Origin of the sequence: Actinoplanes subglobosus (assembly GCF_042650585.1) — a bacterium.
Classification (GTDB): Bacteria; Actinomycetota; Actinomycetes; order Mycobacteriales; family Micromonosporaceae; genus Actinoplanes; species Actinoplanes subglobosus.
The window spans coordinates 193194-206913 of the sequence record NZ_JBHSBL010000013.1 but is presented as its reverse complement, the minus strand read 5'-3'; the positions used below and the strand labels follow the sequence as shown (position 1 = coordinate 206913).

Sequence of the window (13720 nt, the reverse complement as noted above, 5' to 3'; positions counted from 1 at the left end):
GAGCCAACCCGGCGCCACCGCCATTACCACCGCCACCGCCACCGCCTCCGCCGGCGTCCAGGCCGAGTGACACGCCGGCCGACACGTCGAGTTCGGCGGCGAAACCCAGCGACACCCCGATCCCCGCCGACAGCGACATCGAGGCCGAGAAGTCGACGGCCAGGCCCGCGGACAGCGAGAGCGGATCGTCGAGCAGCCCGGCGATGGCGCGCCACGCGGACGGGTCGGCGCCGTTGCGGGCGAGGAAGTCGGCGGCCGACTCACCGTCGAGGGCTTCGGCCGTACGATCGCCGCGGGTTTGATTGTCGGGGCCGGCGGCCGTGCCCGGCTCGCCCGACGGTGCGGCACCGGTGTCCGGGTTGGCGCCCGGCCCGGTCTCCAGCGCCTCGAACTTGCGGTCCTGCTGTCTGATGTCGATCGACACGGCCGACCGCAGTGGCACACCCTGCCCGGAGAAGAGGGTCAGATCCTCGGACATGCTGGTCATCACGCCGCCGACGATGATCGTCCCCCAGCGGAACTGGACCCGCGGCGGCGCCTGTTTGGAGCCGCTGCCGCCGGGCAGGATGAACCGGGCCACCGCGCTGGTACGGCCGCGGACGTCGACGGGTTCGGCGGTGGTGCCCTCGTCTGCGGTGTCGAATTCCAGCTGCACCGACAGGGTGGTGCTGGCCGACCCGTTGTACTGCTGCACCTGACGCCCGCGTGACCCGGCGCCGTCGGTGCTGTTGGACATCTGCACCTTCAGCGACGTCGGGTTGAACTGCACCGGGACGGCACTGTCCGCCACCACCTCGCCGGCCTTGTCGAGTTCCTCCAGGACGGCCTTCTCCAACGTCGTCACGCGGTGCCCTCCAGCCGTAGGCCCTGGTGTGCCAGGGTCATCTCCTCCATGGCGATCTCGCCGGTACGGCCGTTGAGTTGCGGGCCGACCAGTTTGACCGGGACCGCGGCGAGGAACCGCCAGGCGGCCATCGGACGCCCCTGCTGGTCCTGCACGGTGACGGTGCCGTCGTAACGGCGGACCGGCCGTATCCCGGCGACGATGTCCTGGAACCACTGCCACAGCTCCGGGGTGGCGTCACCGCCGGCCGGCCCGAACATGCCCCGTTTGCAGACCAGCGGCGAGTACTTGGCGCGGCCGATGCGGCGGACGACACCGTCGTTGCGGCCACCCTCCTCGTAGTCCTTCACGTCCATCTCGACGTCGAGGCCGGTGACCTCCTGGAAGCCGCCGTCGCCGAGCCGTTGCGGCCCGTCGCCGGACACCCGGTTGAAGGTCACCGCGAAACGGAAGGCGGTGAGCGCCACGTCAGTCACGCCGCACAGCCTCAGCCGGAGCCGTCACCACACCGTCACGGGATCTGATAGGTGCCGGACAACTGCGGGTTGCCGTGTGTCCCCGTGATGAAGCGCACGCCGTTCCAGAAGCCCTGCATCTGTTGCGGCAGCACCGCGGACAGGTCCTGTAGCGCCTGCGGGATGCTCTGGCCGGACTGGCGGATGTCCACCACGAGGTAGGACGGCACGTTGAGGGGCAGGTGCGCTATTCGTCCGCCGTGCTGCGTCTCGATCCGCTCGAGGGTCTCCTTCTTCCGGAACTGCGAGGCCACCGACTCGCCCAGGTAGACGGTCTTCAACTCCATGGCCTCGTCCTGGCCGGTGGCGGTCCGCCGGCCGTAGATGTCCGGCCAGGTGACGTCCCTCAGCTTCCTGCCCTCCCGTCCCCTGTTCAGCGGCCTGCGGTTCTTGAATCCGGGTTCGGAGAGCAGATCGCCGGTGGTGGGGTGACGCATCCGCTCGAAGCCTGATGCGGGCAGGTCGAGGATCTGTTCGAGTTGCGGCTGCGACGTCTTGGTCTCGGACCACGACTCGGTCGGCAACTGCCGCTGGGGTGCGGCGAGGGCGTCGGCGGCCATCTCGCCGAGCAGCGCACGGTTCGGCGAACCGATCGGCTGCCGCAGCACGGCTTCCACCCAGGGGGTGTCCACCTGTTTCAGCATGGCGCTGAGCGCGGCCGGTGAGGGGGTGAGGGCGAGCGCGTCCGGAAGCAGGGCCGGATCGAGCGTCAGGATCCGGCCGAGCTCCCTGGTGCCGAGGCCGGCCAGCTCGGTGATCCGGGCGGTCGGCAGAGAGGCGACGTGGGCGGCCTCCCGCGGTGTCCGGCCGGTTCCGGCCAGGCGGCTGACCACCGCCTCGGCGTCTGGCGCGGACAGGCCTCGGGTGGTCAGGCTGGTGCGGAGCCCGTTCCAGTCGGGTCCGGCGACCGGGTTGTCCAGCACGTCGGCCAGGGCGGTCCCGGCCGAGGCCATGCGCCGGGCCCGGTAGCCGCGGACGAAGGCGACGAACGACGGGCTGGCGTCCGCACCGAGGATGCCTTGCAGCGCGCCGACCATCTCGTCGTGGTTGCCGGTGCGGCCGAATCCGAGCTCGAAGAGTGCCACGTCGAGGTCCCGGACCGGGCCGGCCGGCAGGGTGGCCGCGGCCCTGCCCTCCATTCCGGACCGCTGCCACAGCCGGCGCAGCATGTAGGCCGAGGAGTGGTCCTCGGCCGTCGGCACGGTGGTGGCGGTCGCCGCGGTGGTCGAGAAGAAGATGGCGGGCCGCTGCTGCGCGGCGCGGTGGGTGGCGAAGTCCGGAGCGCCGGAACCGGGGTAGCTGCGTACGGTCTCCAGGAGCTCACGCAGTTCGACCCCGGCGAGCAGGCTGGTGTCGGCCGCGGAGAGGTCGGTGTGGAGGTAGACCGTCGCGGTGTAGCCGCCCTTGCCGTTCTCCTTGACGGCCAGCCGGGCGTCACCAGGCCGGTCGTGCGGCGCGCTGGGTGCCGAGACCCCGATGTTGGGGTATTGGAGGAACACGATGTCGACAGTGACTTTGCCGCCGCCGGGCAGGGTCACGACCAGGGTGCCGGTGGCCGTCGCCGCGTTGAAGCGGTATTTGGCCGTCGGCGGCAGCGGCACCGAGATCGGGCGCAGCGCCTGTTTGAAGTTCGTCGGGGACAGGGGAGTGTCCTGCCGTTTGGTGATGCCTTTCCCGTAGGCGCTGGCCAGGGTGGCCGCCTCGCCGGGTGCGGCCATCCGCTGGTGCACCTCGCCCAGCAGCCGGACCAGGACGGTGTCGTCGAGCCCCGCCAGCTGCTGCGGGGTGAGGCCGAGGTTGCGCAGTTCGATCTGGATCAGCGCCTTGTTGAACGGGTCGAGTTCCACCTTCTCGCCCCGGGCGGCACGTGCGTCGATCACGCCGGGCTGCCGGCGGCCGGCGACCATGCGGCCGAACAGGTCGCGGTTGCTGCCGACCAGCAGCAGGCCCCGGACGGCCAGCATGCCGATGGTCTGCAGCATGCGCCGTTCGCGTTCGCTCTCCGGGATGCTCTCGTCGTGTGCCATGTCCTGCAGCTGGGACAGCGCCGACGCGGTGACCTCGACGAACGTTCCGGCGTCGATGGCCGCTGAGGCGATGACCAGGCGCTGGCCGACCCGGATCTGCCGCAGTGTGGCGATCTCGGCGCTTCCGGCCTGGATCGCCTTGCCCGCCGACCGGGCCAGCATGGTTCCGCGCAGTCCGAGGACGCTGGCGAGGATGCCGAGGGCCTCGATCGCGTTGCGTTCGCTCAGCAGCGGCCGCCCGAGGGAGAGGTTGCGGTAGATCTCGTAGCCGCCGAGCAGGATGCCGCCGACCATGCCGGCCATCGCGACGCCGCCCGCCGCGCCGTAGAGCAGGGCGTAGGCGCCGGCCTTACTGGTGGGTTCGGGCAGCAGGAGCAGGATGACACCGACGATGAGCCCGACCACGGACAGGATGCTGGAGGCCCATTCCCGCAGTGTCTTGGCGGTCGTGGTGGTGCTGAACCCGCCGGTGATGCCCCATCGGTCGAAGCGGTAGGCGACCTGGCCGCCGGTGGGGAAGTCGTTGTTGGCGCCCCAGTCGGCGAGGGCCGCGCGCATGGCCGCGGCCTGGCTGCCGCCGACACCTCTGCGGGGCAGGATCTCGCTGGTGGTGGCGTCGATCAGGACGGCTTCCCAGTCGTCGCCGACGGCCCTGACCCGGACGTAGACGGCCAGCGGCTGGGCGCCGCCGATGTCGGGGTGGGCGTAGGCGCAGGGGACCGGGGTGACGTAGGTGGCGTCGGTGCGGAACTCGGCGTCGGTGGCGGGGAACGGCAGCATCGCGGCGGCCGTGCCGAGGTTCTTCTGGACGGCCGACCGGTGTTCGGTGAGGCGTTCCTTCTGGGCGGCCAGTTCGCGCGGGGCCAGGGTGCCGCCCTCGATGGCCTGGGTGGTCGCGGTGATCTGCTGGTCGAGGTCGCCCATGAAGTCGCCGAACGCCCGGGGCGGCTGGGCGCTGCCACGGGCCAGCTGTTCACCTGCCATCGTGGCCACGTCGACCACCTGGACCGGGCGGGTACCGACCAGGAACCCGCCCGCGGCGCGGTGTTCGAGCACGGTCCGGGTGTCCGGGAGGTTGCCCGCCTTCTCGTAACGTTCCTCGGCCTCGGTGGCGGTTCCGGGTTGGATCACCACGTAGACGACGTGGTCGCCGGTGCCGCGGAACCGGTGCTCGTAGACGGTGTTCTGCTCGTCGGGCAGGCGGCGGCCCTCGCGGCCGGCGGCGAGCCGTTGCAGGGCGGCCTGGTCCAGGGTCTTGCCTGGATCGGAGACCGCCCAGGCGATCCGGTAGCCGTGACCGGTGCTCCAGCCCAGCGGCGGCGCCCAGGAGAGCTGGAACGGGACGGTCGCACCCTGGAGCACGAGATCCTTCTGCGGGGTGGCGGCCGGTTGCGGCCCGGTCGCCGGCGGCGGGGCGGCGGAGAGGATCCGGGGCGAGTCGATGGTGCTGGTGGCCGGGGGCACGTCGACGATCTCGAACCAGGGGGCGACGATGGTGGACTCCGGGCGTGCCTGGCTGCCGGTGTAGACCTGCACCAGGACCCGGACCGGGGGCAGCGCCACCCCACTGCCACGTCGTACGAGGCGGGCGTTGTGGTCGTACCCCGCCCAGAATCTGTCGTTGAGGGTCTTCTCGAAGAGCGTGCCGGGGGTGCCGTCCGGAACGGCGTCGGACAGTCCCTCGACCTCCAGCATCCAGGCGGTCCGGACGTCGGTGTGCTGTGGCATCCAGTCGAGCAGGAGCCGCAGCTGGCGGCGTTCGCCGAAGGGCACCCGGGTGGGTTCGGTGCCGTCGATGCGGCCGGTCACCTTCAGCAGGTCCTCGCCGGCCTGGATCTTCCGGAGCATCGCGATCATGTCGAGGCGGATGCCGGCCGCCCGGAGCCGTTGCACCTCGGCCATCAGTTCCTTCTGGATCTCGCCGATCCGCTGGGCGGTGGCCGGTGTCATGTCGCCGGCCGAGATCCGGTCGAGTTCGGCCTGGAGCTGCCGGATGCGGTCGGCGGCGCCGGTGACCTCGGTTCGCGCCGCGCCGCGCCAGTCGAACTCCGGCCCGGAGCCGCCGCATCGTTGCAGGCGTAGTCCGCCGCCGGCGCCGGCCGGTGGGCGTGGGCGCCCGGTGAGGAATCCGGCGGCGCCGAGGTCGGCCTCGTGTTCGGCGCCGGGCCCTGCTGGTCCGGTGCCGCGCTGCTGGGCGACGTGGGCGGCCTCGTGGGCCAGCAGTGCGTCACCGAACGGCGTGCCCGGCTGCCAGGTGCCGGCGGCGAACGCGATGTGGTCGCCGACGGTGAGGGCATGGGCGTGTTCCTCGCCGGTGACGGCCGCGGCCTCCGGGCCGGTGTGCACCCGGACGTCGCCGAGCGGGGTGCCGACCGCACGTTCCAGCCGGGACCGTTGCGTGCCCGGCAGCGGCTGCCCGGTGGTCAGCCGGGCCAGCACGCCACCCGGAGCCGTGCCCCGGCCCGGGCCGCCGCCGTCCGCCTTGCGCTGCGTGCCGGCGGAACCGCCCAGCCCCAGCCATCGGGCCAGTGCCGACGGGGGCTCGGGCAGCCAGGTGGGCAGGGGAGGCATCGTGCCGGTCCGCCGCCACTGCCGGACCGCCTCCCGGGCGGCCGACACCACCCCGAGCCTCAGGCCGGCGGCGTCGGCGGCGCCGCCTCCGGCTGTACGGACGGCCGCGGCGGTCAGTTCGCCGAGCGACGCGGACTGGTAGTGATCCAGGTAGAAGCCGATGAGCGGGCAGCCGGTCCCCGCGTACGGGGTATCGGTGAACTCCTCGGTGACCATGCGTTCGAGATCGACCCGCAGCGCGGTCAGGAACGCGCCGCGCCGCTCCTGACCGGGCGCGACGCCGGCGGCGTCCTCCACCACGGCGGCGGTGGAGGCGCGGTCCGCACCGGCCGCCTGCGCCGGTGCCCGGGCGGACCGTGACTGCTCGACGGCCATCACACCGGCCCGGCGCGGACGGTGTCGTCGCGGTCGCGGGTCAGGCGTAGCACCAGATATTCCAGGGGCTCGGCCGGTGCCACCCCGACCAGGCAGACGAAACGGCCGCCGTCCAGGTCGTTCTGCGTCATCGTGGTGCGGTCGCAGCGGACGAAGAACGCCTCCCGTGTGGTGGCGCCGGCGAACGCCCCGGCCGCGTACATCCTGGTGAGCAGATCGGCGACCAATCGCCGTACCTCCGCCCAGAGATCCTCGCCGTTGGGTTCGAAGACCGCCCAGTCGAGCTCGCGCTCCAGCGAGAGCCGCAGGACGGTCATCAGCCGGGCCACGCTGAGCTGGCGCAGCGAGGGGTCGCGGGCGAGGGTCCGGGCGGCGGTCAGCCGGATCCCGTCGCGGTCCGGGCGGAACACGTTGACGCCGGCCGGGTGCAGCTGGTCGTGGTCGGCCGCGGTGACCGGGGACGGCACCCGGACCGCGCCGGCGGCGATCTCGTTGCCCGGGCCGGCCGCGACCCCGCGGCGGCGTTCCCGGGCGGCGATGATCCCGGCGGCGAAGGCGGACGGGTTGACCCGCACCAGCATGTCGCGGGCGTCATCGCCGGCGGCCACGTCCAGCCACGGGTGATAGGCGGCCGCGTACGGCGAGTCGAACGCCGTCCGCCACGCCAGGATCCGCCGTTGCGGCAGCCCGAACGGCACGTCCAGCAGCACGGTCAGGTCGCGGCGGGTGTCGGCGAAACGGACCAGCTCCCGCTGGGCGGCGACGATCCGGTTCAGGTCGGCGGGCACCCGCGGGTCGAGGGCGAGGCCGGTCAGCCCGGGTGGTGCGGGTTCGGCCGGTGGCGGCGGTGGCGCGACGGCGACGCAGACCGCGAAGCCGGGCCCGGCCACCGACGGTGGCGTGGTCACGTCGGCGGTGGCGTCGAGCGGTGCCGGGTCGTAGAGGTCGGGCGCGACCAGCAGCGCCACCTCGTCGTTCTCGGCCAGGCAATGGATTCCGGTGCCGGGCCGTTCGTCGCCGGGTACCCAGCGCGGGTCCCAGAAGTCCTCGGGCACGATGCGGTCCCACCGGTCCCGCCCGCCGGCCAGGACGGTGGTCAGATCGGGCAGAGCCGGGTCGAGGGCGGCCGGATCGGTGGTCTCCCAGTCGGCGGCGGGCGCGACCAGCGTCGACTCGCCGGCGAGGACCGCCGCGAGCCAGCGCGGGTGTGCGGCATGCAGGCTCACCCCATCGAGGATCTCGGTACGGGGCAGCAGCGGATCGGCGTCGGTCACGGTGAGGGTGCCGGTGACCAGTTCGACATCGGTGGACGCGGCCGGCAGCGGCACGTCGAGCAGCAGGTGCCGCCGGGTGCCGGGCCCGGCGGGGTCGGGGCGGTCCTCGATCCGGCCGGCGAACCGCAGCAGCCGCACGTCTCCGGCCAGCCTCACCCGCAGCAGCGATCCGGGTGGCACGTCGACGCCGGGGGCGGCCACCAGTTCCCCGGTCGTGGCGGTGAGCACGGGCAGCGGTTGCGCGGCGAAGGACAGGGTCGCGCGGACCCGGTCACCCCAGGTGCCCTCGTCCGCCGAGGCGAGGGCGAGTGGCCCGAGTGCCCCGGTGGCGCGGCCCCCGCCGTCGTGGTCGTGCACGATCCGGGCCACCCATGCCCGCTCCCCGCCCTGGGCGAAGAACGCCGCCACCGCGTAGGGCAGCCGCCCCGGCCCCTCGTAGCCGCCGAACCGGTACCGGTACTCGTCCCAGCCGGTGACCGGCACCGCGACCCCGGCCGGGCCGCGCGGCGCCACCCCGCAGAAGGCGGCGACGTCCCGGCGTACCCCGGTGATCGCCCGGACCGGCTCCGGCGGGGCGACCCGGACCCCCGGCGCGCCGAGGAGGCTCACTGGTACTCGATCTCCTGGCAGGTGAACACGATCTCCTCCATGGCGGTCTCGGTGCCGCCCTTGGCCGCCAGGGTCGGCCCGGTCCATTTCTTCGGCTGGGCCGACCGCAGTTTCCAGCTGGACACCGGGTTGCGGGCCTCGTCGAGCAGCGTGATGGTGACGGTGCGTGGGTCGATCCGGCCGTCACGGACGTCCTTGAGCCAGGTGAACAGGTCCTCGGAGCCGATCAGGCCCCGTTTCAGGGTGACGTCGTCGACCTTGAACGTGTTCTGGATCTTGCGGACGGCGTTGACCTTGTCGTTGCCGTTGCGGTACTCGGCGTACTGGACCTCGAAGCCCAGCCCGCTGACGTCGGAGAACCCACCGACGGGGGTGCCCTCGTCGCCGTTGCCCTGCGCCCCGCCGAGCGAGACCAGGAAGTTGAACGCACCGTACGGATTGTCGCGCTGTGTCGGCACCGGTCAGTCCTCTCAGGCTCGGGCGTCGGCCGTGAACTGGCCGATCCGGAAGATCACGAACTCGGCCGGCTTGGTCGGCGCCACCCCGATCAGGCAGATCAGCCGGCCGTTGTCCAGGTCGTTCTGGGTCATCGTGGTGCGGTCGCAGCGCACGAAGAACGCCTCCTCGGCGGTCGCACCCAGCAACGCCCCGGACAGCCACTGCACATACAGGAAATCCTCGACGGTACGGCGGATCGAGTCCCACAACCGGGTGTTGTTGGGTTCGAAGACGGCGTACTGCATGGCGTTGTCGATCGAATGCTCCAGGTAGATGAACAGCCGCCGCACGTTGACGTAGACCCACTCGGGGTCGGAGGTCATCGTGCGGGCGCCCCACACCCGGCTGCCGCGGCCCTCGAAGAACCGCAGCGCGTTGATGCCCTCCGGGTTGAGCACGTCGTTGCGTGGCTTGTTGATGTTCGCCTCGAACCGGGTCAGGCCCTGCACCACCTCGTTGGCCGGTGCCTTGAACACGCCCCGGGCGATGTCGGTGCGGGCATAGACGCCGGTCACGAACCCGGACGGCGGCAGCAGCACCCGACGCGGCGGCGAACCCTGCGCCGGCCGCTGCAACGGGTCCAGCACCTCGATCCACGGGTGGTACAGGGCGGCCCGGGTGCTGTCGAACTTGCCGCGGAAGTCGCGGACCTCGGTCATCGAGCTCGCCCGCGGGGCGTCGACGACGGCGATCCGGTAGCGCAGGTTCTCGGCGTGCCCGATCAGCCGGTCGGTGGCCTGCTCGCACAGGGTCCGGTCGTCGTAGGTGCCGGAGTCCGGCAGTGCCACGATCGCGATGTCCTCGACCTCGCCGAGCGCGGCCAGCCCGGTCGCCTTCACCGTCGCCACGTCCGGGTCGGCCTCGTCGCCGAGCAGGTCGTCCGGCCCCGGCATCAGGCCGTCGTTGCCGCCGGCCAGGCGTACCCCGGTGGTCGCCGTCTGCAATGCCACGATCAGGGCGGCGGCCCGGGTCAGTGTCGCGTCGTCGTCCGGGTCGTCGGGAGCCGCGGTGTCCAGGAAGAGGACGGCGTTCTCGTCCTCGGGGTCGTCGGCCTGCAGGATCCGGCCGATCCAGCGCCGCTGCGCCGGATGGACGGCCAGGTCGTCGTAGACGTCGACGCGTTCCGGCGACGGCTGGACGGTGACCCGCAGCACCACCTCCTTGATGATCGAGGTGGAGGTGACCGCGACCGGGCCGCCCGTGCCGGTGAACGACTGCTTCGCGCGGCCGCTGCCGTCGATCACGGTGTCGTCGACGGTGATCACCGCGAGGGTGCCGGCGGTCAGGTCGTCCTGGTCGCGGGGGAGGGTGGCCGGGGCGACCGGTGGCTCCGCGATCTCCACCACCGCGCCCCGGGACAGGCCGGTCGCCTGCGGGCCGAAATCCGGATGCTGGAACGCGCAGTTGCGTTTGCGGACCGGCCGGACGGTCAGCAGCGCGTTGCCGTACGCCCCGGGCCACCGGGCCCGCCATGTGGCCGTGTCACCGGTGCCGAACGCGATCGGCAGCGCGGCCAGCCCGAGGTTGTTCGCCTCCGGGGTGAACACCCGGCTCACGTAGAGCCGGCGGCCGCCGTTGAGGAAGAACGCGCGAGCCGCGTGGGCCAGGTACGCCTCGCTGAACGGCTGCCCGTCGCCGCGGTCGACCCGCAGCTGTTCCAGGCTGCCGTACACCCGCTCGAACTCGGTGAAACTGGTGATCAGCCGGGGCTCGGTGGACCGGGGGCCGCCGAGGTACTGCACCGGGCCGTACCGGGTCGCGCCCGCGAACCCGGTGGTACTGGTCGGCACCCCCTCGATGGACTTGGACCGGAACGTGGTCTCTTCGATGTAGACACCGGGGGCGAGATATTCGGGCATCGCGGCGAACTCCCCTACGGGATCGGAAGCGGGATCGAAAGCGAGGTCTCCCGGCCGAGCGGGAGGTCGAACGGGAACGGGCCGAACGACGTCTGCCCGGGCAGTTCCACCCGCCCGGCGAGGGCGTCGTCGTCCGGCAGCGGCTCGACGGGCAGGTCCCAGAGCGGGTCGACGACCGGGCGCAGCGGATCGTCCGGGTCGGGTTCCGGCGCGGGAACGACCGCGGTGACCGTGATCGACACCGCCAGCGGGTCGTCGGCGGGGGCCAGCGCGTTCTCGGCCAGGTCCACGACCAGCACGAACTCGCCGCGGTCGTCGCCGTGCGCCCAGCCGGCGTCCTCACCGGTGTCGTCGGCCGCCCGGATCCGCGCCCACCGCACCGGGACGCCATCGGGGGTCACCACCCGGCCGCGTACGACAGTCGCGCGCGACGGCAGCGACGCCGCCGTACCGGGGAACAACCCGATCGGAAGGATCCGCGGATCCGCTCCGGTGACCGCGACCCGCCGCGGCACCAGCGCCCGCCTGCCGCCCGGCTCGGTCAGGCGCAGCACCAGATCACCCGAGCCGGGCCCGGCGAGCAGCGCGAACCGGCCGGACCGGTGCCGGTCGAGGCGGCCCAGGAACGCGTCGAGCGTCTCGCCCGGCCGCCACAGCCGCCACCGGTGCAGCGGCTTCGGCGCGTCCTCGATCAGCACCCGCAGTGGCCCGGCGACCCGGCCGCCCCGGGCGACGTCCTGCGGCTCGACACCGACGGCGAGCCGCAGGACCCGTTCGTCGTAGCGCGACGGGGTGAACCGGCCGCTCATGGGTACGGCACCGAACTGGCGGCCAGCCCGCGGACCACCGTCGTCACGTCCGGGTGCTCCGGCTCGTCCGGCGCGTCGATCCGGGCGATCCGCAGACAGTAGGAGACGCTCAGCCGGAAGTCGCTGGGCAGCGTGTCGAAGGTACGCATCACGTCCTCGGTGACCAGGTCCTCGTTGAGGATCTGGATCGCCTCACCACGCTGCCACCGGCCGAGCGGGTGCAGGGCCGGGCCGCTGAGCACCGGATGCTGCTCCAGGATCTGCATGGTGGCGCCGAGGATGCGCAGTTCGGCGTCGGCGTCGCTGTCCCAGGGCGTGAGCAGCAGGTGGATGTCGAGCGGCAGGTGCACCGAGCCGTCTGCCGCGGCCACCGCCGCCCACGGCGCGCGCATCGTCCGGTTGACGTCCACCCGGTAGCAGAAGATCGACAGGGTGGGGAAGCGGATCGGGCTGTTCGCGGTGGCGCCCGCCTTGGCGAAGTCGTCGGTCCGCACGATCCGGGCGGTCGGCAGCATCCGGAACGCGTCCGGGTCGGCCGCGTCCATCTCGGCGAACGACCGGTTGAGCCGCGTCTGCACGCTCAGCACGGTCGCCGCGACCACCGTCGATCTCGCCACGCCGTCACTGTCCGGCCCGGCCGTCACCCCACCGTCACCGGTCCCGCGCGACGCTGCGGTGACGGCCGGGGGAGAGGGTACGGCGGTGGAGATCAACCGGCTGCTGGACCGCCTGCCGCGGGAGACGCTCGGCACGGGCCCGGCGTTCCGGTCGCTGGGGATCCTCGGCTTCCATCTGGCCCTGCCGGTCGCCCTGCTCGCCGGGTTCCGGGCCGGGGTGCCGGTCCTGGACGTCCTGGCGATCGCCGCGGCCGCCGGGTTCGCGCTGCTCGGGTGGGGTCTTCTGCGCCGGGCGGTCACCGGCCGGGAGTCGTTCGTGCTGCTGGAGTCGCTGTGGGTGGCGTGCGGCGCGGTCGCCCTGCTGCGCTGGGCAGCGGGTGCGCCGGTGTTGCCGGGGCTCGACGTGTTCGCTGTCGGCGTGTGCGCGTTCCTGACCGTCGGACGGATCGGTTGCCTGGTCAGTGGGTGCTGCCATGGTGCTCCGGCCGGGATCGGGATCGTCTATCCACGGTGGGCCGGGCTGCCGGACCGTCTGCACGGGGTCCGGTTGTTCCCCGTCGCGCTGGTCGAGTCGGCCGTCTTCGCCGCACTCGGGGTCGCTGGGTTCGTGCTGGTGGCGGGCCCGCCCGGGACGGCACTGGCCTGGGTGCTGGCATCCTACGCGACCGTCCGGTTCGGGACCGAGGCACTGCGCGGTGATCATCGGCCGGCGGTCGGCGGAGTGACGGTGGCGCGGATGATGTGCGGGGTGCAGGTCGCCGTCGCCGCGTGGATCGGGGCGGCTCCGGGCGTACCACCTCCGGCTCTGGAAGCAGGCATCGTCGCCGCCGCGGCAATCGCCGGAGTGACGCTGACGCTGCGGCGCCGCGATCCGCTGGTCGCGACCGCGCACCTCGACGAGACCTGGCTTCTCCTGCGCGCCCTCGACCCGGGCGGCAGCGAACCGGTCGCCGCCGGGACGTCCGCCGGGCTGCGGATCGTCGCGTCCCGCGGCGCCGACGGACGGCATGTGTCCTTTTCGCACCCACTCCGCCCGGTTGCCGGCGTGATCCGGGCGCTCGGCCTGAAACCGCTGGCCACCACGGGCGTCGCCGTGCACGTCGTGGTGTCACCGACCCGACTCCCCGACCGCGTGACGGCCGGTCCCAACGGGGCCACCGGTGGATACCATCTGCCAAGGGCATCCGGGCCGTCGCGTAACGGGACGGCCGGGGACTACTTCGGTGACGATCCCGGCACGTGATCTCGGCTCGCGGCCGCCGGGGCGGACGGGGGCCGACATGCGCGGCGACACGGTTCAGCTCAAGCTTCTCGGGCGCTTCACGATGGCCGTCGGCGGCTGCCCGCTCACCGTCTCCCGCACCGGTCAGCGGCTGCTCGTGCGGGTCGCGCTCAACGACGGCGCCGAGGACCGGGCGGTGCTGGCCCGCTCGCTGTGGCCGGGCCATCCGCAGGCGCGGGCCCAGGCCAACCTGCGCGGCGCGGTCTGGCGGTTACCGCCCGAGCTGCACGAACGGCTCGTCCTGGACGCCGGGGTGCTCGCCTTCGGCGATCATTGGGACATCGACCTCGACACCGTCGAGCGCATGGTCGGCGGCGAGCCTTGCGGTGATCTTCCCCCGGCGAGCCTTTTCCGGTACGACCTGCTGCCCGACTGGGACGAGCCATGGCTCCTCGTGCACCGCGAACGGTACCGGCAGCTCCGGCTGCACGGGCTGGAGG

General features: G+C 72.8%; 11 protein-coding genes (1 of these 11 running past the window's edge). 2 read left to right on the top strand and 9 right to left on the bottom strand.

Going from position 1 to position 13720, the window contains the following annotated elements; translation table 11 throughout:
* The 8 genes from ACFO0C_RS13540 to ACFO0C_RS13505 all read right to left on the bottom strand — a co-directional run.
* Positions 1 to 844 (bottom strand): CIS tube protein (locus tag ACFO0C_RS13540; protein ID WP_378066945.1); only part of this gene is annotated, 844 nt, incomplete at its 3' end.
* Positions 841 to 1320, bottom strand: coding sequence for a phage tail protein (locus tag ACFO0C_RS13535; protein WP_378066944.1), 480 nt, complete (start codon positions 1318 to 1320; stop codon positions 841 to 843). The genes ACFO0C_RS13540 and ACFO0C_RS13535, both read right to left, overlap by 4 nt.
* Positions 1321 to 1355: 35 nt before the next feature.
* The gene (locus ACFO0C_RS13530; RefSeq protein WP_378066943.1) at positions 1356 to 6332 is read right to left on the bottom strand and encodes an eCIS core domain-containing protein; all 4977 of its coding nucleotides are present in this window, start codon (positions 6330 to 6332) and stop codon (positions 1356 to 1358) included.
* A complete protein-coding gene (locus ACFO0C_RS13525; protein ID WP_378066942.1) occupies positions 6332 to 8215 on the bottom strand; it encodes a phage tail sheath C-terminal domain-containing protein in 1884 nt (627 codons plus the stop codon). Before ACFO0C_RS13525 ends, ACFO0C_RS13530 begins: the two co-directional genes overlap by 1 nt.
* Positions 8212 to 8673, bottom strand: coding sequence for a phage tail protein (locus tag ACFO0C_RS13520; RefSeq protein WP_378066941.1), 462 nt, complete (start codon positions 8671 to 8673; stop codon positions 8212 to 8214). Before ACFO0C_RS13520 ends, ACFO0C_RS13525 begins: the two co-directional genes overlap by 4 nt.
* A 12-nt stretch (positions 8674 to 8685) precedes the next feature.
* Positions 8686 to 10572 (bottom strand): phage tail sheath family protein, encoded by a 1887-nt coding sequence (locus ACFO0C_RS13515; protein WP_378066940.1) that lies wholly within the window; start codon positions 10570 to 10572, stop codon positions 8686 to 8688.
* A 14-nt stretch (positions 10573 to 10586) separates the two neighbouring features.
* Positions 10587 to 11381, bottom strand: a complete 795-nt coding sequence (locus tag ACFO0C_RS13510; protein ID WP_378066939.1) for a hypothetical protein — start codon at positions 11379 to 11381, stop codon at positions 10587 to 10589.
* On the bottom strand, positions 11378 to 11959 hold the full coding sequence (locus ACFO0C_RS13505) for a DUF4255 domain-containing protein (RefSeq protein WP_378066938.1): 582 nt from the start codon (positions 11957 to 11959) through the stop codon (positions 11378 to 11380). The genes ACFO0C_RS13510 and ACFO0C_RS13505 overlap by 4 nt, the downstream gene beginning before the upstream one ends.
* Between ACFO0C_RS13505 and ACFO0C_RS13500 the strand changes: the two genes are divergently transcribed.
* The gene (locus tag ACFO0C_RS13500) at positions 11943 to 13241 is read left to right on the top strand and encodes a prolipoprotein diacylglyceryl transferase family protein (RefSeq protein WP_378066937.1); all 1299 of its coding nucleotides are present in this window, start codon (positions 11943 to 11945) and stop codon (positions 13239 to 13241) included. The two genes, ACFO0C_RS13505 and ACFO0C_RS13500, sit on opposite strands and share 17 nt — an antisense overlap.
* Positions 13242 to 13491: 250 nt before the next feature.
* On the opposite strand, the gene ACFO0C_RS13495 is transcribed toward ACFO0C_RS13500, so the two are convergent.
* Positions 13492 to 13680 (bottom strand): hypothetical protein, encoded by a 189-nt coding sequence (locus ACFO0C_RS13495; protein WP_378066936.1) that lies wholly within the window; start codon positions 13678 to 13680, stop codon positions 13492 to 13494.
* Between ACFO0C_RS13495 and ACFO0C_RS13490 the strand changes: the two genes are divergently transcribed.
* Positions 13665 to 13720: the start of an AfsR/SARP family transcriptional regulator gene (locus ACFO0C_RS13490; RefSeq protein WP_378066935.1), read on the top strand. The gene runs 301 nt beyond the window's last position; the window shows 56 of its 357 coding nt (coding positions 1–56); its start codon is at positions 13665 to 13667; its stop codon lies off the right edge, out of view. The genes ACFO0C_RS13495 and ACFO0C_RS13490 overlap by 16 nt on opposite strands.

Excerpts from the sequence above, each read along its gene's own strand:
- ACFO0C_RS13530 (WP_378066943.1), bottom strand. The coding sequence starts at position 6,332 with ATGGCCGTCGAGCAGTCACGGTCCGCCCGGGCACCGGCGCAGGCGGCC.
- ACFO0C_RS13515 (WP_378066940.1), bottom strand. The coding sequence starts at position 10,572 with ATGCCCGAATATCTCGCCCCCGGTGTCTACATCGAAGAGACCACGTTC.
- ACFO0C_RS13510 (WP_378066939.1), bottom strand. The coding sequence starts at position 11,381 with ATGAGCGGCCGGTTCACCCCGTCGCGCTACGACGAACGGGTCCTGCGG.